Source organism: Pseudomonas sp. Z2-11, assembly GCF_054161305.1.
In genome coordinates this window covers 2,970,362-2,997,228 of the sequence record NZ_CP096395.1, presented here as the reverse complement: position 1 = coordinate 2,997,228, position 26,867 = coordinate 2,970,362, and the positions used below count along the sequence as shown (strand labels likewise).

The 26,867-nt window shown below is 60.6% G+C and carries 25 protein-coding genes; 15 read left to right on the top strand and 10 right to left on the bottom strand.

The annotated features are described in order from the left end of the window. Positions 1-9 precede the first annotated feature (9 nt). Genes M1E16_RS13305 through M1E16_RS13285 form a run of 5 tightly spaced genes read left to right on the top strand, consistent with a single transcriptional unit; the run spans position 10 to position 5,569 of the window. A complete protein-coding gene (locus tag M1E16_RS13305) occupies positions 10-1,122 on the top strand; it encodes a DUF2169 family type VI secretion system accessory protein (protein WP_458130207.1) in 1,113 nt (370 codons plus the stop codon). Continuing rightward, positions 1,119-2,159: a hypothetical protein gene (locus M1E16_RS13300; RefSeq protein WP_458130206.1), complete on the top strand. Its 1,041-nt coding sequence runs from the start codon at positions 1,119-1,121 to the stop codon at positions 2,157-2,159. Before M1E16_RS13305 ends, M1E16_RS13300 begins: the two co-directional genes overlap by 4 nt. Next, positions 2,159-3,346 carry a PAAR-like domain-containing protein gene (locus M1E16_RS13295; protein ID WP_458130205.1) on the top strand — a complete coding sequence of 396 codons (1,188 nt, stop codon included), beginning with the start codon at positions 2,159-2,161 and terminating at the stop codon, positions 3,344-3,346. The genes M1E16_RS13300 and M1E16_RS13295 overlap by 1 nt, the downstream gene beginning before the upstream one ends. An 18-nt stretch (positions 3,347-3,364) precedes the next feature. After that, positions 3,365-4,288, top strand: a complete 924-nt coding sequence (locus tag M1E16_RS13290; RefSeq protein ID WP_458130204.1) for a hypothetical protein — start codon at positions 3,365-3,367, stop codon at positions 4,286-4,288. A gap of 33 nt (positions 4,289-4,321) precedes the next feature. Next, positions 4,322-5,569: a TIGR02270 family protein gene (locus tag M1E16_RS13285; protein ID WP_458130325.1), complete on the top strand. Its 1,248-nt coding sequence runs from the start codon at positions 4,322-4,324 to the stop codon at positions 5,567-5,569. Positions 5,570-5,597: 28 nt separating this feature from the next. Here the strand turns inward: M1E16_RS13285 and M1E16_RS13280 are convergent, their stop codons facing one another. After that, a complete protein-coding gene (locus tag M1E16_RS13280; protein WP_458130203.1) occupies positions 5,598-6,599 on the bottom strand; it encodes an NAD(P)-dependent oxidoreductase in 1,002 nt (333 codons plus the stop codon). 111 nt (positions 6,600-6,710) lie between these two features. Between M1E16_RS13280 and M1E16_RS13275 the strand changes: the two genes are divergently transcribed. The 7 genes from M1E16_RS13275 to M1E16_RS13245 all read left to right on the top strand — a co-directional run bounded on the left by M1E16_RS13275 (position 6,711) and on the right by M1E16_RS13245 (position 13,834). Next, positions 6,711-7,325 (top strand): TetR/AcrR family transcriptional regulator, encoded by a 615-nt coding sequence (locus M1E16_RS13275; RefSeq protein ID WP_434674402.1) that lies wholly within the window; start codon positions 6,711-6,713, stop codon positions 7,323-7,325. 336 nt (positions 7,326-7,661) lie between these two features. After that, a complete protein-coding gene (locus M1E16_RS13270) occupies positions 7,662-8,342 on the top strand; it encodes a class I SAM-dependent methyltransferase (RefSeq protein ID WP_458130202.1) in 681 nt (226 codons plus the stop codon). 35 nt (positions 8,343-8,377) lie between these two features. After that, positions 8,378-9,919 (top strand): class I adenylate-forming enzyme family protein, encoded by a 1,542-nt coding sequence (locus M1E16_RS13265; protein ID WP_458130201.1) that lies wholly within the window; start codon positions 8,378-8,380, stop codon positions 9,917-9,919. Between the two features lie 18 nt (positions 9,920-9,937). Further along, positions 9,938-10,966: a class I SAM-dependent methyltransferase gene (locus tag M1E16_RS13260; protein WP_458130200.1), complete on the top strand. Its 1,029-nt coding sequence runs from the start codon at positions 9,938-9,940 to the stop codon at positions 10,964-10,966. Further along, on the top strand, positions 10,959-12,140 hold the full coding sequence (locus M1E16_RS13255) for a hypothetical protein (protein ID WP_458130199.1): 1,182 nt from the start codon (positions 10,959-10,961) through the stop codon (positions 12,138-12,140). Before M1E16_RS13260 ends, M1E16_RS13255 begins: the two co-directional genes overlap by 8 nt. A 35-nt stretch (positions 12,141-12,175) precedes the next feature. Continuing rightward, positions 12,176-12,562, top strand: coding sequence for an ectoine synthase (locus M1E16_RS13250; protein WP_305501143.1), 387 nt, complete (start codon positions 12,176-12,178; stop codon positions 12,560-12,562). A 48-nt stretch (positions 12,563-12,610) separates the two neighbouring features. Next, a complete protein-coding gene (locus M1E16_RS13245; protein ID WP_458130198.1) occupies positions 12,611-13,834 on the top strand; it encodes an MFS transporter in 1,224 nt (407 codons plus the stop codon). A gap of 38 nt (positions 13,835-13,872) precedes the next feature. Here M1E16_RS13245 and M1E16_RS13240 read toward each other — a convergent pair whose 3' ends face one another. The 5 genes from M1E16_RS13240 to M1E16_RS13220 all read right to left on the bottom strand — a co-directional run bounded on the left by M1E16_RS13240 (position 13,873) and on the right by M1E16_RS13220 (position 20,241). Continuing rightward, positions 13,873-14,304: a DUF1810 domain-containing protein gene (locus tag M1E16_RS13240; RefSeq protein ID WP_458130197.1), complete on the bottom strand. Its 432-nt coding sequence runs from the start codon at positions 14,302-14,304 to the stop codon at positions 13,873-13,875. Between the two features lie 25 nt (positions 14,305-14,329). Next, positions 14,330-15,952: an acyl-CoA synthetase gene (locus tag M1E16_RS13235; RefSeq protein ID WP_458130196.1), complete on the bottom strand. Its 1,623-nt coding sequence runs from the start codon at positions 15,950-15,952 to the stop codon at positions 14,330-14,332. A gap of 133 nt (positions 15,953-16,085) precedes the next feature. Then, positions 16,086-17,642 (bottom strand): aminomethyl-transferring glycine dehydrogenase subunit GcvPB, encoded by a 1,557-nt coding sequence (gene gcvPB / locus M1E16_RS13230; RefSeq protein ID WP_434697750.1) that lies wholly within the window; start codon positions 17,640-17,642, stop codon positions 16,086-16,088. Beyond that, a complete protein-coding gene (gene gcvPA, locus M1E16_RS13225) occupies positions 17,639-19,042 on the bottom strand; it encodes an aminomethyl-transferring glycine dehydrogenase subunit GcvPA (protein WP_458130195.1) in 1,404 nt (467 codons plus the stop codon). Before gcvPA ends, gcvPB begins: the two co-directional genes overlap by 4 nt. A gap of 32 nt (positions 19,043-19,074) precedes the next feature. Then, positions 19,075-20,241 carry an ATP-NAD kinase family protein gene (locus M1E16_RS13220; protein WP_458130194.1) on the bottom strand — a complete coding sequence of 389 codons (1,167 nt, stop codon included), beginning with the start codon at positions 20,239-20,241 and terminating at the stop codon, positions 19,075-19,077. 157 nt (positions 20,242-20,398) lie between these two features. Here M1E16_RS13220 and M1E16_RS13215 point away from each other — a divergent pair, with 157 nt between their 5' ends. Continuing rightward, on the top strand, positions 20,399-21,004 hold the full coding sequence (locus M1E16_RS13215; RefSeq protein WP_434651622.1) for a TetR/AcrR family transcriptional regulator: 606 nt from the start codon (positions 20,399-20,401) through the stop codon (positions 21,002-21,004). On the opposite strand, the gene M1E16_RS13210 is transcribed toward M1E16_RS13215, so the two are convergent. Further along, positions 20,998-21,918: a LysR substrate-binding domain-containing protein gene (locus M1E16_RS13210; protein WP_458130193.1), complete on the bottom strand. Its 921-nt coding sequence runs from the start codon at positions 21,916-21,918 to the stop codon at positions 20,998-21,000. The two genes, M1E16_RS13215 and M1E16_RS13210, sit on opposite strands and share 7 nt — an antisense overlap. A gap of 205 nt (positions 21,919-22,123) precedes the next feature. On the opposite strand from M1E16_RS13210, the gene M1E16_RS13205 reads away from it, so the two are divergent. Further along, positions 22,124-22,879, top strand: a complete 756-nt coding sequence (locus M1E16_RS13205; protein WP_458130324.1) for an SDR family NAD(P)-dependent oxidoreductase — start codon at positions 22,124-22,126, stop codon at positions 22,877-22,879. A gap of 123 nt (positions 22,880-23,002) precedes the next feature. Here M1E16_RS13205 and M1E16_RS13200 read toward each other — a convergent pair whose 3' ends face one another. The 3 genes from M1E16_RS13200 to gabT all read right to left on the bottom strand — a co-directional run bounded on the left by M1E16_RS13200 (position 23,003) and on the right by gabT (position 25,574). After that, entirely contained in the window at positions 23,003-23,491 is a 489-nt protein-coding gene (locus M1E16_RS13200; RefSeq protein WP_434623723.1) for an Lrp/AsnC family transcriptional regulator, read from the bottom strand. 46 nt (positions 23,492-23,537) lie between these two features. Then, entirely contained in the window at positions 23,538-24,194 is a 657-nt protein-coding gene (locus M1E16_RS13195; RefSeq protein ID WP_458130192.1) for an HAD family hydrolase, read from the bottom strand. Between the two features lie 87 nt (positions 24,195-24,281). Next, entirely contained in the window at positions 24,282-25,574 is a 1,293-nt protein-coding gene (gabT, locus tag M1E16_RS13190) for a 4-aminobutyrate--2-oxoglutarate transaminase (RefSeq protein WP_458130191.1), read from the bottom strand. Positions 25,575-25,860: 286 nt separating this feature from the next. On the opposite strand from gabT, the gene M1E16_RS13185 reads away from it, so the two are divergent. After that, positions 25,861-26,787, top strand: a complete 927-nt coding sequence (locus tag M1E16_RS13185; RefSeq protein WP_458130190.1) for a 2-hydroxyacid dehydrogenase — start codon at positions 25,861-25,863, stop codon at positions 26,785-26,787. The last annotated feature ends 80 nt before the right edge of the window (positions 26,788-26,867 follow it).

The window sequence follows — 26,867 nt, the reverse complement described above, 5'->3', positions numbered from 1 at the left end:
AGTCGCCTAATGGAACTGCTCAACGCCAGCAAACTGCAGGCTGCCTATACCCTGGGTATGGCGAGCGACGGCCGCGAATCCCTGGTCGTCGTGGCCAAGGGCACTTTCGATCTACCGCTGGACGGGCGTGCCGCGACCCTCGCAGACATCCAGCAACCGCTGCTGATGGCTGACACTTTCTTCGGCGAGCCGGGCCTCAGCGCGCCACGAGAGGAAATGGACTTCGCGCCTTTCAAGCCATTCTGCGACGTGCTGGTATCGGGAAAAGCTTATGCACCGGGTGGTCGGCCGGTGACGCAGTTGACCGCCGGTATTCGTGTCGGTCGGGTGAGCAAGGCTTTTTCAGTGTTCGGTCCCCGGCAGTGGCAACTGGGAATCTCAGGTATTCATGCCGGCTCACCGCAACCTTTCACCACGCAGGCTATTTCCTATGCCCAGGCTTTCGGCGGTTCTCATGCCATGGAGAACATCCCCGACATGCGTCATTGCTACCAGGACAACCCGAGCGGTTGCGGCTGGTATCCAGACAGTTGCGACGACGCCGGCATCGTCGGTCGGCCGATGCCGAACACCGAGGAACCGGGCAAGCCGATCGACAGCCCTTCTGGCGATTTCCGCCCCATGGCCCTAGGGCCAATTGGGCGCAGTTGGCCGCAACGCGCGCGCTTCGCCGGTACTTACGACGACGCCTGGCTGGCCGATTGTTTTCCGTTCCTGCCTGGGGATTTCGACAACCGCTATTACCAGGCAGCGCCTGAAGACCAGCAAACCGATTACCTGCGCGGCGGCGAAGAGGTGTTGTTGCTGAACCTAACGTCCCAAGAGCGGGCAGGCTTTCGCATTCCCGAAATGGCTGTGCCGGTGACTTTTTTTATGAAAAAAGGCGGCCATGAAACGGTCTCGGCGGTGATCGACACCTTGCTGATTGACACTGACGCCCGCCAGGTGCAACTGACCTGGCGGATTTCCCGGCCGCTACGGCGCAACATCTTCGAGATTGCCCAAGCGCTGGTCGGGACGATGTCCACGGCTTGGTGGCGCGCCCGTGAATTGGGCAAGGAGTACTACCCGTCGCTGGGTGCCCTGGTCAAAGCCAAGCGTGCCCCCGAGGAAACCGATTGATGAGTGCTCTGTGCATCATCGGTTCGGGGATGGTCAGCGCTGTTGGCCTCAGCGCACCGGCCAGCTGCGCGGCGATCCGCTGCGCCATCGACAACTTCCAGGAAACCCGCTTCATCGACCGCGGCGGCGAATGGATCATTGGCGCCAGCGTACCTTTGGAACAGCCCTGGCGCGGCCACACCAAGCTGATCAAGATGGCCGTTCGCGCCATCGCCGAGGCATTGCAGAGCACCCCAGGGGTCGATCCGGAAAAGACTCCGCTGTTGCTGTGCGTGGCGGAAGCCGAGCGTCCCGGACGCCTGAGCGACCTGGATAAGGGACTGTTGCAGGCCATCGAGACAGAGCTGGGGCTGCGCTTTCATCCTGACTCCAGCGTCATTGCCCGGGGACGGGTCAGTGCTGCCGTGGCCCTGCTCGATGCGCGCACGCTGATCTACCAGGGCGGTCGTCGCCACGTACTGGTTGCCGGCGTCGATTCCTTTCTGGCAGGGGCGACGTTGACCGCCTTCGAAGCACGCGAGCGCCTGCTCACCAGCCAGAACTCCAACGGTTTCATTCCCGGCGAAGGCGCCGCTGCCGTGGTGCTGGCCGCCCCGGTCGCCAGCGAAACGCCGCAGTTAACCTGCATCGGCCTGGGTTTCGGCCTGGAACAGGCCACCGTGGAATCCGAAGACCTGCCGCTGCGCGCCGAAGGCCTGACCCAGGCTGTACGCGCAGCGCTGAACGAAGCCGGCTGCGGCCTGGAGCAGATGGATTATCGCCTGACGGATATTTCCGGCGAACAGTACTACTTCAAGGAGGCTTCCCTGGCCCTGAGTCGCAGCCTGCGGGTACGCAAGGAGTTCTTCCATCTCTGGCATCCGGCGGATTGCATCGGCGAAGTCGGTGCGGCCATTGGCCCGGCAATGCTCGCCGTGGCCCTGGCTGCCAGTCGCAAGGGCTACGGCGAAGGGCCGAATATTTTCTGCCACCTGGGCAACGACGCCGGCGAGCGCGCGGCCGCACTGCTCAGCTACCGGATTGTGAGGGCTGCCTGATGGCCAACGAAGTCTTTGCCAACAACATGGAAGTTTCCTGCAAGGCGGCCGACGGCAAGTCGATCGCCTGTTTCCCGGATGTCTGCTTCACCCCCCCGCAGGCCCCGCCGACCCCGCTCGGCGTGCCCATCCCCTATCCCAACACCGGCATGGCCAAGGACACGACCAAGGGCAGTCGAACGGTGAAGATCAGCGGCAAGGAAGTGATGCTCAAGGACAAGAGCTTCTTCAAGACCAGTTATGGAGACGAGGCTGGAAATGCGCCCAAAAAAGGCATCGTCACCAGCCGGAACAAGGGCAAGGTGTATTTCACGTCCTGGTCGATGGATGTGAAGTATGAAGGCAAGAATGTTGTTCGGCATATGGACCTGACTACCCATAATCATGCTTCTCAGCCTGGGAATACGGTGCCTTGGCCTTATTCCGATCGTATGGCACTGGCCGAGGGCCTGGCCCAATGCGAGGGAGAAAAAAAGCGGGTGAATGATGCTTGTGATACCGATAAGAAAGTGGTCTGCCCGGATACCGACAAACTGAAAAACGCTCTAAAGGACCGCAACAGCGCGAAGAAAACGGCGGGCGACGGGTTTCAAGCTGATCCGGCTTATCTCGCTGCCCATACCGGCGTCTTGAGCGAGTACTCATCGTTGGCCAGGACCATAAACGCTGATCCTTGCCAAAAGGCACTGCGCTGTTTTCTCGCCCCGTACAGGCCCAATAGATGTTGCCCGGGACAAACCGGAGATCACCTGATCGATTCGGCATCCTTTACCGAAGGGCCGGCCTTTGCGGGCCAACCCAGAAACCAGCACCCGACAAAAGCTGGCTGGAGCAAGTACCAGACCGACAAGGCTCCGGTCATGTGCGTAGAGGGCCCCAACCAGACCACTGCAACCCATGGTCAGATGCATACCCGACGTGGGGTAGTGGCTTTACAGGAAGCTGATGCAAAAGGTGAATGGCCAAGGGCAAAAGCCACGGAGACGGGGGCCAAGGCGGCCAAAAAAACCTTTCCGGACTCCGACTGCTCCCAGGAATGCCTGGAAGCGCAGTTGAACAAATACCACGACAAGGCAAAGGACCCTGGCGATGAGAAACCGATCAATGCCAGGGCGTCGATGACAAGCGACCAGCATGAACGCGACAAGGCTATACGCGAGATGTTCGATGATCGTGTCAGCATCTAAGTTAATCAGGAGATCAACATGGACACTCGTGATCCACGCTTCAGCGGACTGAGCATTGGCACTGGGGTCGTCCGACACTTGGACCTCGGTTACCTGGTGACCACGAACGACGCTTCCATCAGTGAGGGCTACACAGGCTCGATACTGTTCACTTTGTATCGAGGGAAGTGGGGCGCTGGTACAGTGCCCTGGCTTGCCTGTTCTGGAACGGTCTGTCATGCACCAGCCGAACGATATCTGGCGCTGGGAACCGATGGTTCGGTAGAAGCCAGCGGCGGCGGAACTATAAACGAAGAGGCCATCGCAAACTGCGGCGTCGACCCCAAAAAACGCGGCCCTCTGCGCGAAATCCGTGGCATCGCCAAAGGCCGCGCCTACGCCGTGGGCACCTGTCGCCAAGCCTACGTTCGCGACGGCGACGACCAGTGGCGTTGCATCGACCAGAGCGCCCAGGCGGGCGACACGCCCATCACCGACACCAGCTTCGAATCCATCGACGGGTTCAGCGAGCAGGAAATTTATACCGTCGGTTGGGAAGGCGAAATCTGGGAATACGACGGCTCCGTTTTCACCCAACGGAACAGCCCGACCAACCTGGCGCTCTACAAGGTTCGCTGTGCGTCAGACGGTTTTGCCTATGCCTGCGGCCAACTCGGGACCTTGCTGCGTGGGCGCAATGACCAATGGGAAGTGATCGATCACGAAAGCACCCGGGAAGACCTCTGGGGCATGGAGTATTTCGGCGGTCAGTTGTACGTGTCCTCCACCCATTTCGTCTATCGCCTGGAAGATGGCCAGCTCATTCCCGTCGATTTCGGCGATGACGCACCGCGCACCTGTTATCACCTGAGTGCAGCCGACGGGATCATGTGGTCCATCGGGCCCAAGGACGTGATGGAGTTCGACGGTACAAACTGGAAACGGTGCCTGCAAATTGACTGACCCGACCCGCCCAAGCCTCGGCGGCGACGCATGATGAAGACATTGCCCGTCGTCCTTGACCTGCACGTAGAGGAAGCCGCCTTCCTCGCCATCCTGCGCGACTACGCATTACGCGCCCCCCACTATGACCTCGACGACCTGGGCAAACTGGAGGAGCGCATCGACGCTCACCTCGATGGCTTGCGTATCGCCGGGCCAACCGGCCTGGAGATTCTGCTGGCCCAGCTCGGCCCCGACGCTGTCGGCGAGATGTTCGCCAGTGTGGTGCTGGCCTTCGAGGCGGCCGAGGCCAAGGTGCTGTCGCGGCTCAGCGAGCATCTGCGCAGTGCGGTAGAAACCGAGCGTGGTTATCTGATGGCCCTGGGGTGGCTGGACTGGGAGCGGCTCTCGCCCTGGATCGAGCGCATGCTCGCCGCTCCGGAGCCGCTGTTCCGTCGCCTCGGCCTGGCCGCCTGCGGCATGCATCGCCGCGATCCTGGCCCGGCCCTGCTTGCCGGGCTTTGCGAGGCTGACCCAAGCGTGCTGGCGCGTGCCGCGCGCACGGCTGGCGAGCTGCGACGTCGGGACCTGCTGTCGGAAATTCGCGCCCACCGTCTGCATGAGGATGCGACCACACGCTTCTGGGCCAATTGGGCCACCGCCCAGATGGGCGACCAGCAGGCCCTCGAGCCTCTGCGTCAATTTGCCGAGCAACCGGGCGAGTTTCAGTATCGCGCGCTCTGCGTATTGTTGGCCTGGCAGGACCGCGAACCCAGCATCGCCTGGATACGCCAGTGCGTTCAGGATCCCAGGGACAGGCGTTTGGGCATCCAGGCCCTGGGACTGCTGGGCGATCCGGTCAGCATCCCGTGGTTGATCCAGCAGATGAACGACCTGCCTTACGCCCGGGTCGCTGGCGAAGCTTTCAGCCTGATCACCGGCGCCGACCTGGCGCTGCTCGACCTGGAGTTGCGCAGCTCACCGGACTTCGCGGCAGGGCCGAACGATGACCCTGAGGACTCGAATGTCGCCATGGACCCCGATGAAAACCTGCCCTGGCCCGCCCCGTCGGCAATCGAAGCCTGGTGGCAGGCCAATGGCGGACAATTCCAGGTTGGGACTCGTTATATGCTAGGGCTGGCCCACAGCGAACGCAGCTTTGAGCAAGCACTCGTCCGGGGCCAGCAACGCCAACGCGTGGCCGCCGCCTGCGGCCTCGCCCGCTTTCGGCCGGATGAAGTGCTCTTTCCAACCAATGCACCGGTGTTGCGGCAACAAAGATTCTTGAAAATTACCCCGTGACCCCGGGAGGCATGCTGATCAAGCCACATCATTGCAGCTGACGAAGCTCACCCCCCTCCTGCTCCAGACGCCGCAGATACGCGCTGGCGTCCAGCAGTTGATAAGGGAAATAAAGCCCTGGCGGCGTCGCTGGTTGACCGTCCAGACCGAGCAAACGCTCCAGCAGCATGGCGACACTGAGGCCGGTCAGCGGCGCAGTGCCTGCCGGGTGGACGACGGCATGACGGGTGCGCAGCGGTTTGCCCTTGAGGTCTTCGCCAGCGAGCTCGATGATGATCTCGGTGGACATCGGCTTGCCCTGGCGTCGGGTTGAGCTCACCCCGAGGCCAATGTTGAACTGGACATCAGGCGCACCCGTGGCGGTGGCCAGGCCGACCACATCAATGGACGAAAAGCCTGAGGCGTCGATCTGCGTACCATCCACAGCGTGGAAGCTGACCTTGGAGTCCTCGCCTTCGCGCCAGACGAACACCCCGTCGCGTCGCGTCAGCGCGGCGGGCAACATTTTGTTCAGGTGTTCGAAATCGCTGGCGACGGTCGGTCCGCCGGTGTCCTGTTCATCGACCAGCGCGTTGATGCTGATCTCCTGGACTCGGCTGAACGCCTGGGCACAGCTCAATGTAGCCACCGTCGTCGCGCCCGCCATCCATTCGTAGCCCAGGACTATGGGCGAAGCATCGGGCGTGTGCATGTACGTGGCGATTTCCGGCGCGATCTCGAAAATGCCGGAAGAAATGCTGAGGTGCGGCACCCCGCGCTTTTGTGCATAGCCCAATCCTGCCATCGCGTGGTCCATATAAAAGACCACAACCCCACTGACCGGGCGAGCGCCAAGTCCCAGATCGTCCGCAATGGAATCGATCACCACGCCCTGCGCCCCGCCGATTCGCTCGGCGGCCTGCCGGGCCTTGGCAAGGTCACGGCCGCCGATCAACAGCGGTACGTCGGGATGAGCGGCGCGCAGCGCTCGGGCAGTCTGGTGACCAATGGCGCCGGAACCGCCCATGAACAAGATAGGATCAAGTGACATCGTGAGTTCTCCTCGTTTTTGGACTAAAACCTACTGTTAGTAGGTAAACTATCACGCTCACACGCCTTGTCACCTACCATTGGTAGGTTTTATTGATCTGGATGCGCCACCGTGCAGAAACCCATTAAAACCGCTACAGGCAACTCCCCTTCCCGCCGACTCTCGAAAGCCGAACGGCGCCGGCAGCTGTTGGACACTGCGTTATTGATCGTGCGCGAGGAAAACGCCGACAGCTTGACCCTCGGCCGCCTGGCCGTCCGCGCGGGCGTGTCCAAACCGGTGGTGTACGATCATTTCGCTACCCGCTCGGCGCTGTTGATCGAGCTGTACAAATGGATTGATACCGAGCGGGTCCGCGCTTTTCGCGAGGCCATGAGCAGGACTGCGCGAAGCCCGGAGGAAACCGCTCAGGTCCTTGCCAGCGCCTATATTCAGTGCGCAGCAGACAACACCGATGAGTTCCATGCGGTCGGCGCGGCCCTGGCGGGCAGTGAAGAGAAGGCGGCGGTTTTCCAGGAACTGCTCGACAACTGCGTACGGATGTTCGTGAGCGTACTTGCGCCTCACGCGACGTTGGCAAGCGCAGAACTTGAGCGCTGCTGCACCGGTCTGGTCGGTGCGGGGGAAGCACTTGCCGGCGCCCTGGTGCGGGGGCGACATGCTCAGGATGAAGTGATTGAAGCGTTCGCCGCGTTGATTCGCGGCGTGTTGAGTCCGCCTGAATAAATGTTCATGTTCCAGCAATAAGCAATTGCCTACAGATACTCAGCTATGTCACTCGACGGTGACAAAAATCTTGGATCCAATTCCTGGAATCGCCTTGACAGGCTAATGGAGCCGATGAAATATTTCCCTCCGCTACGGTTCAGCTTCAATCATCATTTGGCGCGGATGCCATAACAATAATCAAATGGAGTTCATGATGGTTTTCCTCAGTACAGTTCCATCGGTTATCCCGTCACCCTCCTTCGGTTCCTCGCTTCCCAACTAATTGCTCTATTTGGCGCCTTGGCGCTGTAGGGACTGTTGTGCAATGCCCATCGTCGTCGGCAGAGGATAGCCATGAAAATAGTAGACAGTTCGGTTCTGAAGGAATGGTATGACAGCGAATACAGTGCCTGTAACAACGGTGCTTTATTTGGTGAACTACGCGAAGAGTTCAAACAGTTTTTATCCACCCTGCCTGACGGCCCCGGCGATGCCCTTGAGCTCGGCTGCGGAGACGGTCGCAACCTTACCGCCCTGGCGCGCAAGGGCTATAGCCTGAGCGGCGTGGACATGGTCGACAGCACGGTACAGAGTCGCAAGCTCAATCCCTGGCTAAAGGATCTGAATTTCCAGCAGGCTGACATTCTGACGTACGAGCCGTTGCGTGAAGGTTACGACGTACTTGTCTGTTCCGAAGTTCTGCATTTCTTCAATAAAGATGAACTTCAGACGGTAATGGCCAAGATAATCGGTGCGGTAAAGCCTGGTGGATATATTTTCCTTGATCTGTTATCGGACCTGTCGCGGTACTTTCAAGCGAGCGGAGAACCCTTCATCTGGGACAAGGAAGCGGGCTTGTCTGTCCAGGACAGCGAAGGGTTATTTGATGCCTGGCTGGGTGATTTCGACATTTATGCGTCGCGGCATTTCTTTGATAAGCAAAGTTGGCCATTAAGCGATTCGGCAAACTTGCCTATAGCTCCCTATACCTGGCAAGGCACCTACGTCTCGGTGTGTGCGCGAAAACGTAAATGACTTTGCGACATTCAGCTTGAAAAGGATATTGAGCCATGCAGCTTTTCCATCAGGTTATCGCCAGCAACGCAAGAAAATACCCGTCCAAGCCAGCCATCATCCTCGACGGGCAAGCGACTTCCTATCAGCAACTGCAGCAACGCGCGGATGACATTGCCTCGGTGCTCCCCCTGCTCGGCATTGCTCCCGGTGACCGGGTGGGCCTGTACGCGCCCATTTCCGTCGATTTGATCGCAGGTTATCTGGGCCTGCTGCAGGCTGGAGTGATCAGCGCAGCGACGCATCACACCTTGAGTCGTACCAAGCTGATCCACCAGCTCAAGCACTCGGGCGCCCGGGTACTGATCACCGACTGCACGGATGACTTGCCTGGCCTGATTGACGAGGCTGGCCTGGAACTGGTCCTGCTTACCGTTCCAGCCCAGGTTGCGGTGCCCAAGGTCATGCAGCTTGCCGATGCCGTCGCTGCGCTCGGAGGAAAGACGCCCGCGCCCTCCTCTCCGTTGCCCGCTGACCCTGGACGCCCCACCTCGATCTTTTATACCTCGGGGTCATCCTTCAATCCGAAAGGCGTGCTCGTCAATCACCGCATCATGTTGGCGGCCTGTAGCCGGGTTACTGCGTATTTGCAAATCAGCCCCGATGATCGTGTCCTCAGCTATTCCACGCTGGCATCCGACTATGGGGTGTACAACGTGATGATGCCGCTGTATGCCGGGGCCACCAGTGTCATCGAGAGCCGGCCGGCCAGCAGCGCCGAAGAGGTGCTCGCGGTGGTCGAACGCGAGGGGGCCACGGCAATGCATGTGTTTCCCCCGGTGTTCTTCCTGCTGGCCAATACGGGCCCGCACTGGCAGGCGCGCGTGCCTGGCTTGCGCTACATCTCCAGCAGCGGGCAAGCCCTCTACAGTCGTCATATCCAGCGGATCCGCGAAGCCCTGCCCGCGGTGCGGATTTTTTCCAACTACGGGCTCACCGAGTGCAAGCGCGTGAGCTACCTGCCGCCCGAAGAAATCGACCAACGACCGACCTCGGTGGGTAAGCCTTTGCCGGGAGTCAGCGTGTACCTGGTAGACGAACAGGGCCAGCGTATCGAGCAGCCTGGACAAACAGGCGAGTTGCTGGTGACCAGCGACTACCTGATGCTCGAGTACTGGAACATGCCCGAAGCGAATGCCAGCGCCTTTGTCCATGATGCCTTCGGCCATTCACGGCTGTATCGCACCGGGGACCTGTTCAAGCAGGACGCCGAAGGCTACCTCTACTACGTCGCCCGCAAGGACGACGTCTTCGCGCGCAATATCTGGAACGTCAATCCGCGAGAAATCGAGCAGTGCCTGGCCGCGCATCCAGCGGTCGCCGAGGTCCTCGTGGTTCCGGTTGCCGACGAGTCGGCCGGGCACGTGCCCAAGGCTTGCATCGTGCTTGATGCCGATCATCGCCAGACCAGCGAACAGGCATTGCTCGATCACTGCAAGGCGCATCTGGACTGGCACATGGTCCCGGCCCAGTGGGCATTCCTCAAGGCCTTGCCGAAAACCGACTCGGGCAAGTTCACCACCAAAGGACTGATCTGACAGCAGGAGCGCCATGTCATGAAAATTTCCCCGCAATCCATGGATGACACCGACCTCGACCGGGACCTGCAAAAAAGCGCCATGCTCAAGCTTGCCGCGCACTTCCATAGCCTGGCGACAGGCGCCAGCCAGGTGCCCATGCAATCTCTTGGCAGCCATTTGCGCGCCGAGATCCAGGATCCACAGGTTCTCGATTACCACGATCGCCTGATCGAAGGGGCAGGACCATTGTTCTCCCACTTCCTCGCCAGCGTGCCGTACATTCTCGAAGAGTTGTCCAGGGTCGGCGCAGCCCTGACCCGCCTGGCTGAGGCCAATGCCAGGAAAACAGGCCGGACCTTCAGTCTGTTCGAAGTGGACGCCTTTGATGGCAGTAACGGCCGCACCCTTGCTGGCCATTCGAACGGGCTGATCCGCAGTTTCACCTCATCGCCGAACCGGGCCAACCAGATTGCCTTCGACCGGCATGCCGACCCGGCGCTGTCGCGGTTCTATCCGCAGTCGGTGTTCAAGGTGTCACCGGACCTGCTGCGGCAACCCGAGTACAAGTTTTTCAGCCAGGGCTTCGACTTCATTTACGAGATGGCCGCGTTCCAGTTCTACAGCCGCGACCGTGACCGCCAGATCGCCCATATCCAGCAATTTCTCAAGCCTGGCGGCCTGGTGTTTTTCCTTGAAAAGCTTAACCACCCGGACCCGGAGGAATACCTGCGCAGGGAACGGGTCAAGGATGAGCAATTCAAGACCCGCTATTTCAGCGAGGAAGAAATCCACTGGAAACGCCAGCAGATGCTTGAGCAAATGCAGAACGGCCAGGTTACCTTCGAAGAATTGACAAGCGCCCTGTGCGCCCGGTTCAAGTGCGTCCATCTGTTGTGGAACAGCAGTAATTTCTGTGAGTTCGTCGCCTCCGACGATCCACAGCAAATCGAGCGATTGGTTCGGCTGTTGGGCCCGGTGGCGCAACCTGCGAATTTCTGTTTCGAAGGCTCGCGCCTGGGCGCCGTGGCGACGCCGCGCAGTGCCGGGGGGCAAGACAATGCTTGAGCTTGCCGAGCAGGCGTTCCATCCGGCCGCACAGCCCTCGCTGTGTCAGCGGGCCGTCGAACACTTGCCCGGCTGGCGCGAACGGGCCGCCACGGCTGAAGCGAATCGACGGCTGAGCAACAGCACCTTCGACGAATTGTTTGCCGGCGGCTGGCTGGATCTGTTGACGCCGCGCGCGCCGGTGACGAGCAGCGGACACTGGCCCACACTGGTGGAAAGCGCGCGGATCGCCGCGCGGGCGTGCGCCTCCACGGGCTGGATGCTCGCGCTGGTGGGCGGCCACGGCGCCATCGCCCGACGACTGCCGCCTGCCTGCACGGACCAGCTCTACACCGATGGCCCACGACAGCTCTTCGCCTCAGCCTCCGTCAGTGCCGATAGCCGGCTGACCTTTGAATCCGCCGGGGTACGGATCGATGGGCGCTGGCGCTTCGGTTCAGGGATCGAGAACGCGACCTGGCTGATGCTCAACGCCCCCTGCCCCAACCACCCGGACGCGGCTCACACCCCACGTTTCCTGGTGCTGGTCGCCGCCGATGAAGTCGAAAGACTCGACAGTTGGGACAGCTGTGGTATGGCGGCGACCGGCTCCCATGACGTACTGACCCGCCAATTGCTGGTGCCGCATGCTCGTGTATTCGCGCTGCATGAAGTGTTTGCGCAGGCCACGCATGCACCGGCGGCCGACTACATCGATCGCATGCCCCTGGTGCCTTACCTCACCACGTCGATCATCGGTCCGCTGCTGGGGTGCGCCGAGGGTGCTCTTGGCGCGTTTGTCACTGGGCTCAACGGTTCGTTGGCGGTGAGCGATCCGCGGATCGCCGAGCAGGCCGCGCACTCGGCAGCACAGCTGTACAGCGCCGGGTTGTTGTATGACTCCCTGATCACCCGACTGCATGACGCCGGTATGAATGACCGGCCGCCAGATACGCGACAACTGCTTCAGCTCAAGCGCGACCGCGCCTATCTGGCGGGCCAGTGCGTGCAGGCCGTGCGCCGTCTGGTGGAAAGGCTCGGTGCGTCGTCCCTGGTCGCCGGCAACCCGCTCCAGCGCCACTGGCGTGATATCCAGGCCATGGCCGCGCATCGAGACGTTGCCTGGAACGAGGCGATGCTGGCCAGCGGCGATGCGCTGCTGCGGCCCGTCGCCGCCGGCACTGCAAAGAACTGATTTGTTTTCCATCGACTATTTCAAAGAGGTCCCCGATGTTCATTCGCAACATATCCGAGGTCGAGAAAACCCCTTACTTCGTCGAGTGGGGTGCCGGCACGAGTCATCGCTTGCTCACTGAACGTGACGCCATGGGCTTTACGCTATGCCATACCGTCGTGCGTGCAGGTACAGAGTCGCTGTTGCAATACCGCAATCACCTGGAGGCCTGTTATTGCATTGCCGGAGAAGGTGAAGTCGAAGACATGCACGGCAATGTCTTTGCGATCCGGCCTGGCGATGTCTACGTGCTCGATCAGCATGACCGGCATTTCCTGCGTGGAGGCAAGGACCAGGACCTGATCCTGGTCAGCGTCTTCAATCCTCCACTGCGCGGTGACGAACGACACAATCTCAACGACAGTTCGGGGTCGGCCTACTGATGATTTTCTGCGCCGCCACGCCCCGTCGCTTATCCGCAGGAGGTTTCCATGCGTAAGGATTACCTCGCTTTTTTCATTTCGTTGTTTCTGTCGCGGCTGGCGGATCAGATCCTGCTGTTCATCGTACCGCTGGTAGTGTTCCAGACGACCAACAGCGCATCCTGGGCCGGGCTGGCGTTTTTCGTCGAGTCGCTGCCGCGATTCCTGGCGTTTCCGTTGTGTGGCGCCCTGTGCGACAAGTATTCGCCCATCAGGATCCTGCACATCAGCCAGGTCTACCGGGCCCTGCTGTGTGTCCTGGCGATGGCGCTGCATGGGGTCTTTGGTGGTATCGCCTGGGTCGTCGTGCTGTCAGCGGTGTGCGGGGTACTGACGACGCAAGGCATCATGGCGCGCGAAGTGCTGATGCCGCACATCTTCCAGCACTACAGCTACACCAAGACCTTGTCTTACTCGCAGATCGCCGACCAGACCGGGCTGGTGCTCGGGCCATTGGTGGCGGCCCTGATGCTGGAAGTGTGGGCCTGGCATTGGGTGGTGCTGTGGATCGCCGGGTTGTTCCTGCTGGCCGATCTGAGCATGCTGGTCTGGCAACGCCTCAGCCGTATCACGCTTGAGGTTTTCGAGCAGCATCAGGACATCTGGTTGCAGCCGCTGCGGATTGCCTTCGGGCATATCCGTGACCTGGCGGAGCTGAAGAAAATCATCACCCTGGCGGTAGGCGTCAACCTGGTCGTGGGTGTCACCTTGGCCACCTCGGCGGCGATGGTGCTTGGCGAGTACAGCGCCGGCAAGGACGACTATGCGGGCCTGCAGGCGGCTGGCGCGGTGGCAACGATCGTGATCCTGTTCTTTCTTGCCCGGGTCGCCCTGCCTCTGCGCGTCTCGGGAGGCGTCGGCTATTCGATGATCGCCGCGGGAGGCTTCATCAGTGCCCTGAGCCCGAACCTGGTCGGCTACGTCGTGGGCTTCCTGTTGATCGTCGGCTTCGACAAGATGTTCAACGTCTACATGCGCACGATCCGGCAACAGGTGATTCCGCCCAAGGATTTCGGCAAGACGGTGGGCGTGATCACTTTGCTCAACAACCTTTCGCAGCCGTTGGCCGGCTTGTTGGTAGCGGTGCTGGCGGCGCCCTTGGGCACGCAACCGGTGATCCTGATTTTGGCCGTGCTGGCGACGCTCCTGGGAGCCGCGGCGTGGTGGTGGTTTGCAAAGACGCGAAGCCCCCACACCGCATCGATTCTGGCGGAGCAGGAAATCGGCAAGTGAAAATGGCTGGCCAACCCGCTGCAGGTCGGCTCGCCACGTCACCTCGGTTGCTCAAGCAGCAGCAGTGTCTTGCGATCCGGCTCGCCCGAATAAAACCGGTCTAGCGCCTGTTGGTACAGGGAAGATCCCGGTTGGACGCTCCTGAACAACGTCAGACAGGAACGAAACTTGAGGTCGTCGGGCAAGCCAAAGATCTGCCCGGCACTCTTCCCGTGATGCAGCAGAACTGTTTCCACACAACCCTCCAGTCGCGGGCCAAGCACGTCGTGCTGGAGATACGCACGGGCCTCGGCAATGCCGGAGATGGAGAAACGCGAGGCCATTTCGGAACGCCCGAGGCCCTGCAACTGGGGAAAGATGAACCACATCCAGTGGCTCGTCTTGCGGCCTGCGCGCAACTCGTCCATGACTCGATCGAACACCGGCCCCTGGGCCTCGACGAAACGGGACAGGTTGTAGATGTCGCCCATGATTCTTCTCCTCTACCCCTTTTTTTCAGAGCGCCTTGACCCATTCGCGCAACAGATACTTCTGGATCTTGCCTGTCGAGGTCTTCGGCAACTCGCTGAATACCACGGTCCTGGGCACCTTGAAGCCGGCCAGATGCTCTCGGCAGAACAGGATGATGTCGGCTTCCCGAATGCCTTGATGTTCGTCCTTTAGATGGACGAAGGCACAAGGGGTTTCACCCCATTTCTCGTCCGGTCGGGCGACCACTGCCGCCTCGAGTATCGCCGGGTGACGGTAGAGCACGTCTTCGAGCTCGATGGTGGAGATGTTCTCCCCGCCCGAAATGATGATGTCCTTGAGACGTTCCTTGATTTCGATATAGCCGTCAGCGTGACGGACCGCCAGGTCGCCGGTATGGAACCAGCCACCTTCGAAAGCTTCGCGCGTCGCTTCGGAGTTCTTCAGATAGCCCTTCATGACCGTGTTTCCACGCATGAAGATTTCGCCAATGGTCTGACCGTCCGAGGCGACCGGTTCGAGGGTTGCCGGATCGGCAACCATCAGCCCTTCCAGGGTCGGATAGCGAACGCCCTGGCGCGCCTTGATCCGCGCCCGCTCGTCCAGCGGCCGCTCGTCCCATTGCGCATGCCAGGCACAAACAGTCACCGGACCGTACACCTCGGTCAAGCCATAGACATGAGTGACCTTGATACCCATCGCCTCGACCGCACCGATGACCTTGGCCGGTGGTGCCGCGCCGGCCAACATGGCGTCAACCGGGTGGTCAAGGGTGAGCCTGGTCGCGTCAGGCAGGTTGGCCAGACCATTGAGGACAATCGGTGCGGCGCACAAGTGAGTGACCTGATACTGGTTTATCAGCGCCAGAATCTTCTGCGGATCGACCCGACGCAGGAACACGTGCGTCCCGGCCAGCGCGGTGACGGTCCACGGATAGCACCAGCCGTTGCAATGAAACATCGGCAATGTCCACAGATACACCGGATGATGCCCCATGGCCCAGGTCATCTGGTTACCCAATGAATTGAGATAGGCACCGCGGTGGTGGTAGATGACCCCTTTTGGGTTACCCGTGGTGCCGGATGTGTAGTTGAGCGAGATGGCTTGCCATTCGTCGTCTGGCCAGTGCCAGACGAACTGTGGATCGCCTTCAGCGAGGAAGGCTTCATAGTCCAGAGGGCTGACCGCGCAGCCTTCGCCGTACTCCGGGTCGTTCACATCGATCACCAGCAGCGGCCGCGACAGCAAGCCCAAGGCTTCATCAATAACGGCGTTGAATTCCCGATCGGCAATCAGCACCTTGGCTTCGCCGTGTTCGAGCATGAAGGCAATGGCCCGCGCGTCCAGACGGACATTCAGGGTATTGAGGACCGCGCCAATCATCGGCACGCCAAAGTGCGCTTCGAGCATGGCCGGGATATTGGGCAGCATGACCGCCACCGTATCGCCTTTGCCAATACCTCGTGCGCTCAACGCACCGGCCAGACGTCGGCAACGCGCATAAGTCTGCTGCCAGTTGCGCCGGATGGAGCCGTGGATCACGGCGGGATGTTCGCCGTACACCGAGGCCGTACGCTCAATGAAGCTCAACGGCGACAGGGCGATATGATTGACGGCCGAGGGCGCCAGGCCCGTTTCGAAAATCGACATGAGGTTATCCTGTAGGGAGCCTGCCAGCCTGTCTTGCTGTGCTGGAAAGCTCCGATGGCTGATTGTTAGCTCTGTTCAGGTTTAAAAAAACGGCCCGCTTGATCATGGGGCCGGTACTTCGCCAAACGCTAGCTCAAGCAGTCTGCCGCGGGTGCTTGCGCAAGTATGCGCGCCAGGTCATCGCCCAGTGTGCCGAGTCCTCCAGCGGTGCGCTCTGCAACCGGTGGATCGCCTGGTTATGCGGCGAAGTCTTGACGATCTCCGGGTTCGAATAGGCCTCTTCGGATATGTGGGCGAGCACTGCGATCCAGGTGTCCAGGGCCTCCTTGCCGTACATCTCGCCCGGCTCGGGCGTGAAAGGTTCCGGCACCAGCCAGGGGTGATGGCTGCTCCACATCGGGTCAATGCCGAAATCGCTCATGCGGTTCTGCACGTCGTGGACATCGACTCCGGTGTCCTCCTTGAGTCGCTCCAGGCTGTAGCGTGTCATCTCCATGCGCGGGCTCGTGGCCTCAGGATGCGAGCGGGTCACGCCGCGTATCGCCAAGAGGCCTTTTTCCATGTAGTTGTTGGCCAGCACCGAGATATCCGCTGCCTCTGCCATCCCCTTCGCGCCCATGGCACGGGACCAGGCGTAAGCTTTGAGAATCACCGGGACGTTGCCCCAGAACTCGCGGATCTTGCCGCAACTTTGCGGACGATCGAAATCAAGGCTGTAGCGCTCGCCGTCGAAAGCCACCAGCGGCGCCGGCAGGAACGGCGCAAGTTCTGCCGAACAACCATAGGCCCCCACCGCAGGCCCACCTACTCCACTTTTCGGTGCGCCAAAGGTCTTGTGCAACATGAACATGCACGCATCGAAACCCAGCTCTCGCGCACGAATCCTGGTCATGGCGCCGTTGAAATTGGCGTGGTCGTAAAAACACAAGCCACCCGCGTCATGCACCACCTGCACCCACTCGCGGATGTGCGGGTTATATACGCCCATGTCGTCGGGATTGTTCACCATCAGCGCCGCCGTGCGATGGGACACGGCGGCCTTGAGGGATTCAAGCGATGGGTAGCCGTTCTCCTCGATCATCAAAGTGATGACCTTGAACCCTGCGGCTGCGGCAGTCGCGGCACTGCTCGGGTGAGTCTGGATCGTGGTGATGATTTCATTGCGCTGCTCCAGTTCGCCACGGGACGCGTGATAGGCACGGGTCACGGCGCAGCTGGTGTACGCGGCGTCGGCACCGCCGCCGGCCTGGAAAACGAACTGATCCATCCCGGACAACTCGCGCAGTATCAGGTCCATGCCATGCACCACTTGCAACGCGCCTTGCAGGGTATCTTCGTCCTGATGGGGATGCACATGGGTGATTTCCGGGCGCCAGGCCATCGCCTCGTTGATCTGGGCGTTGTACTTCATGGTGCAGGTGCCGAACAGGCTGATATTCATCATACCCAGGGTCTGCTGCGACAGGCGCAGGTAGTGATACAGCACCTCGGGTTCGGACATCTCCGGCAGCGCCGGTTTGCGCGTGCGTCGCATGTTCGCCGGAACCAGATCATCGGCGTGGCCGACAGCCGCCTGGACGTCAGCCTCGGCGTCGGAAAAAATCACCCCGCGACGGCCGGGGTAGCCCATTTCGAGGATCACCGGCTCGCTCCAGACCGGAGCATGGTATTGCTTGAGTGGCGTGTTCATTGCGCGATTACCTTCTTGAGTGCAGCGCTCAGACGCTGGATGTCGGCCTGGGTGTGAATCTCGGTGACGCAGTACAGCGCACTGGCGCCGAGTGCCGGGAAGTCTTGCGTCAGGTCTTTGCCCCCGAAGATCCCGAGTGCAAGCAGCCGCTTGTTGATGTCCTTCACGCTCAGTCCGGTGGCGTCGAAATTCACCACGAACTCCTTGAAAAAGCCGCAGGGAAAGGTCACTTGCACGCCTGGAATTTCAGCCAGCAGCCTGGCTGCGTAGTGAGCGCGTTGCAGGATGAGCTTGCCGACATCCTCAAAACCCTTCGGCCCCATCATCGCCATGTAGACGGCGTTGGCGATGGCCCACATGTACACCGAGTGGCCGGTCCAGTCGTTACCCTTGTCACGCAGGCCGTAGGACGATTGTTCGAACAGGCTCAGGCCAAAACCGTATTCGCCAGGCTGGATAGTTTCGGCGATGCTGATAAACAACGTCGGGTATTGATGGGCGTACAGTTCTTCGTCACGCGAGGCAATGAAACCGCTGACACCACCGCCACAGTTCATGTGCACGCCAAGCGGCTGGGTGGTGCCCACGACGATGTCGGCACCAAAATCAATCGGTGCGGCGAGCACACCCAGGGAAATCGGATCGACGCCGACAATGACCTCCGCGCCGACAGCATGGGCCATCGCCGCGATCTCGGCACCTTGCCGCTCGATCACGCCGAAGTACGACGGCGTCTCGAAATAGACAGCGGCCGTTTGCGCCCCGATCGACGCGCGCAGGTGTTCGAGATCGAGCAAACCGGTTTTCGGGTCGTAGTCGATCAATCGCACGGCGATGTGCCCGGGCATCTCCACGGGTTCGCAATAGTTGCGGATGATCGACAACCGCTCCGGGTCAATCGCCCGTACCACCGCCACTTCGCTGCGCCCGGTAATGCGGGTTGCCATGCGAATGGCATGGCCCGCGGCGCAACCCCAACTGCGCACCGGCAGGCCGACCAGGTCCATGTTCAGCAGTTCGCCGAGCTGGCTGCAGAACTCGAACCAGGCCTGGTTACGGCCGTGGTCGGAACTCGGCTCGCCAAAAACCGAGGTCAGCCACTCGTTGCGGCGCACTACCTCGTCGCACGCCGCCGGAACGTGATGTTGCCAACAGCCGGCACCGAGGAAATTCAGGTTCTGCTCGCAGGTCCGGTTCTTCGATAATATGCTGACCAAGTGCCGACGCAGCTCGCTCTCATTGAGAGCCGGCGGCAAATCAATCGGACGTTGCAGTCGATGTTCCTCGGGTATCTGTTGGAACAACGCCTCGATGCTGTCGACACCAATCGAATCGAGCATCTCCCGTTTTAGCGCGGGAACGGAGTTCGCCATATAGGGGTGAGCGACATGATGACTCATGGGGGTATCCTCGTTTTTCAGGTGGCAAATGATCAGGATCGAACCCTGAAGAAGACGGACCGGTCAGGTCCCGTGTGCACGCGCAGATATCCGCTGAGCATGGCGTCGACTTCGGCGTCTCCCGTGTCGACGCGCAGGCAGCCGGCATCAAGGGCAAGCAGCTTGTCCATCGAGGCGACGACGATGATGTGGTCGCGCCCTGCCCGGCGGATGACTTCGGCGCTGATCTGCTGATTGCCACGACCGAACAAACTGCCATGACCGCCGAGAACGCCGACGATGACGCGGGTCTCATGGCCCTCCATCAGGCGGATCAACTGGTGTTCATTGAGGTCGGCACCCACCAGCGCGCCGTCCATCACCGCGTCCACCCCGAGCAGCGTCGAAGGCAAGCCGAGCTCGGCCATGACCCGCCGTGTCGTCGTGCCGGGACCCAGCAGGTACAGGCAGCCGGGTTGCATCTCCCTGACAACCTGCCGGGACACCGCGTCGAGGGAGATATTTTCGTTGGCGGCGGAACCGGCCTTGGCGTTTTGCGTCAGGTGGCGCTCGTGCGGGCTGCGTGCGTAGCCGTAGAGCCGTGCCGACACCCGGTCGCTGCGCATCGCAGCCTCATCGATGTCCATCACCTCGGCCTCGCGAAAACGCACCGAGGGTTCTGCCGCAACGAAGCGTGCCGCAAGATTCCCGGCGTTCTGCGGATTGGTACCAAACACTGCGGAATACATCTTTACACCCGTCGGGATTCCCAGGATGGGCACACGATCACCGACCATGCCCAGCACATCCCGCGCCGTGCCATCACCGCCGGCGAACAGCAACAGGTCAACCGCTGCGTATGCCATGACCAACGCCGCGTTCCGTGTGTCATCAGGGCTACTCGATCCGGGCACAGACGAATACACGACGATCGGGTCGAGGCCGGCGGCCCGCGCAACATCTTCACCCAGCTCGCCAGAGCCGGTCAGCAGCCGAAATGGCGCCGTCGAAGCGGCCAGCCGCCGGAGCGCAAGCAAAGCCCTCTCGCTTGAAACCGGGCGCGCCCCGCGGCGTCTTGCTTCAAGCAAGACCTCGGCTCCGTCGGTGCCCTTCAAACCCACGGGGCCGCCCATGCCGGCGACAGGGTTGACGATAAACCCAAGCGTTTTCCCAAGGGCTGGGTCATGAAATGAAACATCGCAATCACGCTGCTCGCGCATTGATCGGTATCCTGTGCTCATCAGCGACCTCCGGAGCCGGGGAACGCAATATCCAGGCAGTTGCATACGCCTCGTATGTCAAACACAATACGACATACGCAGCGTATGTCAATTCACATACGCAGCGAATGTCAAATTTTCAGAAGGAACAGGATTAATGGCGCAGAAGCGTGCGGACATGATTGCGCAGACCCGCGGCAAGCTGATCAAGGCAGCGCGAGAAGCTTTTGCCGCGAAGGGGTACGCGGACAGTTCGATGGACGATTTGACCGCTCAGGCGGGTCTCACTCGTGGTGCGCTGTACCACCACTTTGGCGACAAGAAGGGCTTGCTGCAGGCTGTTATTGCCCAGATTGACGACGAGATGATGGAGCGTCTGTCGGTAATCATCGACGAAGCGAACACGACATGGGACGGTTTTATCGATGAATCGATCGCCTACATCAAGATGTCCCTGGAGCCGGAAATCCAGCGCATCGTGTTTCTCGACGGGCCGGCGGTGCTGGGCGATCCATCGCAGTGGCCGAGCCAGAACGCTTGCATCCGCAGCACCCAGGGCAGCCTGGAAAAGCTGATCGATGAGGGCACGATCCGCAGCGTCGATCCTGAAGCGACCGCGCGCCTGATCATGGGCGCCCTGCTCGGCGCGTCCTTGTGGATTGCGCATGCCGAGGATCCGCTGGCGGCCTGCGAAAAAGCCATCGAGAGTTTCCAGGCACTGGCTTGCGGATTGCGGCTGAACAGCCGTTCGGTGGATCAGTAACCGGCGTCCGCCCTGCGCCGATTGCCCGCCGGCCCCGCGGCCCTGATCTGATCGATGCTCTCTAGGAACGTTTTCAGGATGGGTGATGGATTATCGGTCCGGTACCCCACCGCCAGGTCGATGCCAGGCTGTTTTCCCTTGAGCGGCCTGCTGACGATCGTCCAAGGCAGCAGCGGCTCCACGTAGGCTGGCAGGATGGCAACGCCCCGCGTGGAGCTGATCAGAGAGATCCCGGTGCCGTAGTCGTCCAGCCAGTAGGAGGCGTTGACCTGCACGTTGCAACTGGCGAAATACTGCGCGATGACATCGCGTAGTACATGGGGAATCTCCGAACAGCCGATGAACGTCTCGCAGGCCAACTCGGCAGGATCGACATCACCCACCGAGGCCAGGCGATGGTCGTTCGGCATGATGACCAGTAGCGGCTCTTTCGCGACAACCGCATAACTGACATCCGGCCGCGGCTCCACGCGCAGAAAGCCAAGGTCGACGTCGCCGCGTTGAATGGCATCGGCCAGCGAAGGCGACTGCAAGCTGATGACCTTGAATTCGATGTTGGGCAGCTCATGCCGAAGCAAACGCGTCACGCTGGGCAGCCAGTCCACCTCCTGCCCTGTCAGAAAGCCCACCGAGAACACCTTCTTCGCCGGCCTTGCCGCTCGCCGAGCCGCCGCCACGGCTTCTTCAGCATGACTGAGCGCAAGCCTGGCCTGGTCCAGGAACGCGGCTCCCGCTGGCGTCAGTTCGACGCCCCTGGCCTTGCGGACAAACAGCTGCGCGCCAACCTCCAACTCCAGATCGCGCAGCTGGCGGCTAAGGGATGGTTGCGCGGTATGAAGTCGTCGGGTCGCGGCAGAGGTCAGGTTGCCCTCTTCGGCAACGGCAACGAAGTAACGAAGGTGACGCAGCTCCATCGAGCGATACCTCTAAGGCATGGGTATGAGCAGACAAAGTCTTTTTAAAGTATTTGGGCTTTGCCTACAGTCTGCCCGACAGATAACAGAATCTGGTAACGCCGGGCAAGCTCATCGCTGCGCCTTGCCATGCTCGTCGGCTATGGACAAAAAAGCCGCCCGCAAAAATCGCTGGTTATTCCAACTCACACTAGAGGCCTTTCCAATGAACAAGATCGCACTCATTACCGGCGCCAACCGTGGCCTGGGCCGCAATGCCGCTATTGCCATCGCTGAAAAGGGCAACGACGTCATCCTCACTTATCGTAACGGCGAGGCCCAGGCCCGTGATGTGGTCGGGGAAATCGAACGGCTCGGGCGCAAAGCCGTTGCGTTGAAACTCGATGTGAGTGACGTTTCCAGCTTCGGCACATTCGTCGCTACGCTTTCCGGCGCCCTCCAGCGAGGCTGGGGTCGAGCCGATTTCGACTTCCTCCTCAACAACGCGGGTCACGGCGCGATGGCGGCGTTTGCCGAGACCACCGAAGAGCAGTTCGATGAGCTGTTCAATGTGCACGTCAAAGGTGTTTTTTTCCTGACGCAGGCGCTCTTGCCACTGATCATCGATGGCGGTCGCATCGTCAACTATTCATCCGGGCTGACGCGCGTTTCCTTCCCCGGTTTCTCGGCGTATGCCGCCGCTAAAGGCGCGATCGAAACCCTCACGGTCTATATGGCCAGAGAGCTGGGCGGCCGTGGGATCACGGTAAATACGGTGGCCCCTGGTGCGATTGCCACGGACTTCCTGGGCGGCGCAGTGCGCGACATGCCGGATCTGAATGCGCAATTTGCTGGCATGACTGCCCTTGGCCGGGTGGGCGTCCCGGACGACATCGGGCCAATGGTTGCGAGCCTGCTGGCGGAGGACAACCGCTGGGTTACCGGGCAGCGCATCGAAGTTTCCGGCGGGCAGACAATCTGACTTTGTAGAAAACCCAGTGTGGGAGCGAGCCTGCTCGCGATAGCGTTATCGCAGCCGATGGAGAGGTTGAATGCACTGGCCTCTTCGCGAGCAGGCTCGCTCCCACGGGAGTCAGCAGTGGGCTTAATGGCGCAGTAGTCGGCGCAACGGCACTCCATCCTTGAGCACCGGCGATTTGATGACGATGTAACTGAAGTATTTGGAGATACCGATGTTCTTGTCCAGCAACCCTTCGACCACTTCCTGATAATGCTGGATGCTGCACGTCATGAAGCGCACCAGATAATCGTAACCGCCGCTGATCAAGTGGCACTCAAGTACTTCGTCGACCAGACGAATATTCGATTCAAACTTGGCGAAGTCTTCCCGTTTATGGTCGCTGAGGGTGATTTCGGTAAATACCGTGACCGAGTCGGTGATCTTTGCGAGGTTCAGATGCGCCCTGTACCCGGAGATATAACCAGCTGATTCGAGGCGCTTGACCCGCTGCAGACAAGGGCTGGAGGACAGTCCCACGGCATCGGCGAGGCTGACATTGGTCATCCGACCGTCCTTTTGAAGTTCAACAAGGATACTGATATCAATTCGGTCTAGTTTTATTAAACCTTCCACCGGGTACCCCTTGGTCGTCTTCAGGCTGACAGTGGTTTTAGCAAATTCAACGGCGCAAAGATAGCTGATGCTGAGCGACGAGGTCGGCCATGCTGGTGATGTAGAAGTCGGCGGAATACTCTTGATTTTCAGGCTCATGGCCACGGCGGATCAGGCACAGGCCAGCCGATTTTGGCGGTTGTGCGGGTGGTCTGGACACTTGCATGATCGTTCCAGGCTCGAGTTGGTTCTGCAGCAACCATGCCTCATCCTCCAGTGGATTGTTGGCTCGCGAATGCAGGTCCTCGGGTGGAATTCCCAAGCGCTCACAGAGCTGGTCGCGATCCTCGGCATCACGATCGCAGTAAACCAATAACCGGTAGAATTTGCGCAGATACAACATGGCACCCGGTGCGTCCTCGAACAGCGACCAGTTGCAGGCCGAACGGGCAAAGCTCATGCCCTCTTCCCAGCTGACCTTGAGCCCCAGGCGCTCCGCCAACTGGCGATGGGCAAAACACAATAAACCGCTGAAGCCGAGCTCGGAAAAACGCGGATAGAGCCCGCGCACCGCCTCGTCGAATTCCGCCAATATTTGCTCCTTGCCCGGCATTCCCGGACGGTTTTCGAGCAAGGGTTGCAGGGCCGTCCAGACACCGGAATCCCGATCGACCAAGACTTCGTCGCAATCGATCAGCAGCGCACGATAATCAGTCAGGTGCATGTGTCGCCTCCCATGGTGCGTTTATCAATCCTTATGCCTGGCTGCCTCGGTCGACAAAATCGTCAACTTGCCGACCGAGACCTGAGACTAATCCATTACCCGCTGCAATGCGGCTTCAAGAATGGCCAGTGCTTCGTCGATCTGACTTTCTTCGGTGACCAGGGGAGCGAGGAAGCGCAGGACATTTCGGTACACCCCGCATTTGATCACCAGCAGCCCGCCAATCCTTGCCTGATCGATCAGGCGCTGGGTGAGCTCGGCATCCGGGCTGCGGGCTTGATCATCCTTGATCAATTCGATTGCCAGCATGAAGCCGGTGCCGCGCACATCACCGATACGCGGGTGACGTGCCTGCAAGCGCAGCAGGCCCTGACGCAGTCGCTCACCCAGGACCTGGCCACGCTCGAGCAACTGCTCCTGCTCATAAGCCTCGATCACCGCCAATGCCGCGGCACACGCCAAGGCGTTACCGCCGTAGGTGCCGCCAAGGCCGCCGGGCAGTGGCGCGTCCATGATGTGCGCGCGCCCCACCACAGCCGAGATGGGCAGACCACCAGCCAGGCTCTTGGCGACGGTGACCAGGTCCGGCTGGATGCCGGAGTGCTGGAAACCGAACCATTTGCCGGTACGACCGAAGCCGGTCTGGATTTCGTCGAGGATGAGCACGATGCCGTGCTGTTCGGTCAAGGCTCGCAGCGCCTGGAGAAATTCTGGTGGAGCGGTGAGGAAGCCTCCATCGCCCTGCACCGGCTCGATGATAATCGCCGCGACCCGATCCGGAGCGACTTGGGTCGCCAGCAATTCGTTGAGTGCCTGCAACGCCATCTCACTGCTGAAACCGCGATAGGCATTCGGGTATGGCGTGTGGAAGACCTCCGGCGCCAGAGGCCCGAAGTTCTGCTTGTAGGGCTGGCTCATGCCCGTCAGCGTCGTACCCAGTAACGTACGCCCGTGGAAACCGCCCCGGAAGGCAATGACGGCGGGACGATTGGTATGCGCGCGGGCGATCTTCACCGCGTTCTCCACCGCTTCCGCGCCGGAAGTGAACAGCGCCGCCTTGCAGGCTTGCTCCCTACCCACCAAGGCACACAGGCGCTTGACCAGATCGATATACGGTTTGTAGGCCACCACTTGGAAACACGCGTGGCTGACCTTCTGCAATTGAGCCTGCACCGCCGCGATCACCTTCGGGTGATTATGACCGATGTTCAACACGCCGATGCCGCCGACGAAGTCCAGATAGCGCGCCCCATCCACGTCCCACACCTCTGCCCCCTGGGCCCGGTCGATGACCAGCGGATGCGCGGTGACCAACCCTCGTGGCACGAATTGATCGCGTTGAAGGAGCAGGCTCGGGGTTTCTTCGACTTTACTGTTCATGGCATCTCCCACAGTGAACCAGGCAACCGGGAAACGGCTGCGATGTGTTCCACAGGTTAAGCGTTCGACACAATTGTCTAAGCCGAACTTGGCCTCTGGGAAATTCGGATCGACTGTTTTCACCCCGGCAAACAGCAGAATCCTTCAGCCGACTCCAGCCCCATGGAATCTGCCGGCAGAAGCCCTGTACAAAGCAGTGTCCGGTGATTACGCAGGCTGTTTCGATACATCCTGCTTTGCCACTCGGGCATGCTGGATGTTCCCTATCTTGTACGAGAAGTGACCCATGGCCCTGTTGTATAAAGCCGACCCGGTACGCGGTGAACAATGGAAACGTCTATTCGCCGAGCACGCTCCGGACATCGAATGGCGCGCCTGGCCGGACATCGGCGACCCGAAGGACATTCGCTTCCTCGCCGCCTGGCAGGCGCCGGATGACCTCGAAACACTCTTGCCGAACCTGCAAGTGCTGTTCGCTTTGTCGGCCGGGGTCGATCAGCTTGATCTTGATCGCTTGCCCACCTCCCTGCCGGTGGTCCGTCTCCTCGATCCAGGCATCACCCGGGGCATGTGCGAGTACGCCAGCTTCGCCGTGCTCAGCCTGCACCGGGATATGCTCCGTTATCGCCAGCAACAGATTGCCCGATGCTGGCAGGCGCACTTGCTGCAACCGGCGGCCCAGCGTCGGGTCGGGGTCATGGGGCTTGGTATGCAGGCCCGGCAGATCCTGGCCACCTTGCAGACCTTTGGTTTCGCCTTGTCAGGTTGGGCACGCAGCGAGCATCGCATCGCCGGAGTGGATTGCTTTGCCGGTGATGAACAGCTCCCGGCTTTCCTCGGCCAATGCGACATCGTCATTTGCGTGCTGCCATTGACCGAGCAGACCCAAGGGATTCTCAATCGCCAATTGTTCAGGCATCTGCCCAAGGGTGCTGCCCTGGTCAACATGGGTCGTGGCGGGCATCTGATAGAAGAGGATCTGCTCGAGGCCCTGGCCAGCGGTCAAATCAGTGCGGCGGTGCTCGACGTCCTGCAACAGGAGCCGGCAGCGCCGGATCACCCGTTCTGGCAGCATCCGCAGATACTGCTGACGCCGCATATCGCGGCGATGACTCAACCCGAAAGTGCCTTCGGCGTGTTGCTGGACAACATCCGTCGGCATCAGCGCGGTGAGTCGATGCTCGGCCAGGTTGACCGCCAGCGATGTTATTGAGCGGTGCTTGCTCACAGAGCTACGAAAAGCACCGGCGAAAAATCCGCTGATATTTGCTGCTGGGCCTGCTGTCGATTTGA

Excerpts from the sequence above, each read along its gene's own strand:
- gcvPA (WP_458130195.1), bottom strand. The coding sequence starts at position 19,042 with ATGAGTCATCATGTCGCTCACCCCTATATGGCGAACTCCGTTCCCGCG.
- M1E16_RS13285 (WP_458130325.1), top strand. The coding sequence starts at position 4,322 with ATGAAGACATTGCCCGTCGTCCTTGACCTGCACGTAGAGGAAGCCGCC.
- M1E16_RS13255 (WP_458130199.1), top strand. The coding sequence starts at position 10,959 with ATGCTTGAGCTTGCCGAGCAGGCGTTCCATCCGGCCGCACAGCCCTCG.
- M1E16_RS13290 (WP_458130204.1), top strand. The coding sequence starts at position 3,365 with ATGGACACTCGTGATCCACGCTTCAGCGGACTGAGCATTGGCACTGGG.
- gabT (WP_458130191.1), bottom strand. The coding sequence starts at position 25,574 with ATGAACAGTAAAGTCGAAGAAACCCCGAGCCTGCTCCTTCAACGCGAT.
- M1E16_RS13240 (WP_458130197.1), bottom strand. The coding sequence starts at position 14,304 with ATGGGCGACATCTACAACCTGTCCCGTTTCGTCGAGGCCCAGGGGCCG.
- M1E16_RS13210 (WP_458130193.1), bottom strand. The coding sequence starts at position 21,918 with ATGGAGCTGCGTCACCTTCGTTACTTCGTTGCCGTTGCCGAAGAGGGC.
- M1E16_RS13305 (WP_458130207.1), top strand. The coding sequence starts at position 10 with ATGGAACTGCTCAACGCCAGCAAACTGCAGGCTGCCTATACCCTGGGT.
- M1E16_RS13245 (WP_458130198.1), top strand. The coding sequence starts at position 12,611 with ATGCGTAAGGATTACCTCGCTTTTTTCATTTCGTTGTTTCTGTCGCGG.
- M1E16_RS13265 (WP_458130201.1), top strand. The coding sequence starts at position 8,378 with ATGCAGCTTTTCCATCAGGTTATCGCCAGCAACGCAAGAAAATACCCG.
- M1E16_RS13185 (WP_458130190.1), top strand. The coding sequence starts at position 25,861 with ATGGCCCTGTTGTATAAAGCCGACCCGGTACGCGGTGAACAATGGAAA.
- M1E16_RS13270 (WP_458130202.1), top strand. The coding sequence starts at position 7,662 with ATGAAAATAGTAGACAGTTCGGTTCTGAAGGAATGGTATGACAGCGAA.
- M1E16_RS13205 (WP_458130324.1), top strand. The coding sequence starts at position 22,124 with ATGAACAAGATCGCACTCATTACCGGCGCCAACCGTGGCCTGGGCCGC.
- M1E16_RS13195 (WP_458130192.1), bottom strand. The coding sequence starts at position 24,194 with ATGCACCTGACTGATTATCGTGCGCTGCTGATCGATTGCGACGAAGTC.
- M1E16_RS13295 (WP_458130205.1), top strand. The coding sequence starts at position 2,159 with ATGGCCAACGAAGTCTTTGCCAACAACATGGAAGTTTCCTGCAAGGCG.
- M1E16_RS13260 (WP_458130200.1), top strand. The coding sequence starts at position 9,938 with ATGAAAATTTCCCCGCAATCCATGGATGACACCGACCTCGACCGGGAC.
- M1E16_RS13280 (WP_458130203.1), bottom strand. The coding sequence starts at position 6,599 with ATGTCACTTGATCCTATCTTGTTCATGGGCGGTTCCGGCGCCATTGGT.
- M1E16_RS13220 (WP_458130194.1), bottom strand. The coding sequence starts at position 20,241 with ATGCGCGAGCAGCGTGATTGCGATGTTTCATTTCATGACCCAGCCCTT.
- M1E16_RS13235 (WP_458130196.1), bottom strand. The coding sequence starts at position 15,952 with ATGTCGATTTTCGAAACGGGCCTGGCGCCCTCGGCCGTCAATCATATC.
- M1E16_RS13250 (WP_305501143.1), top strand. The coding sequence starts at position 12,176 with ATGTTCATTCGCAACATATCCGAGGTCGAGAAAACCCCTTACTTCGTC.
- M1E16_RS13215 (WP_434651622.1), top strand. The coding sequence starts at position 20,399 with ATGGCGCAGAAGCGTGCGGACATGATTGCGCAGACCCGCGGCAAGCTG.
- gcvPB (WP_434697750.1), bottom strand. The coding sequence starts at position 17,642 with ATGAACACGCCACTCAAGCAATACCATGCTCCGGTCTGGAGCGAGCCG.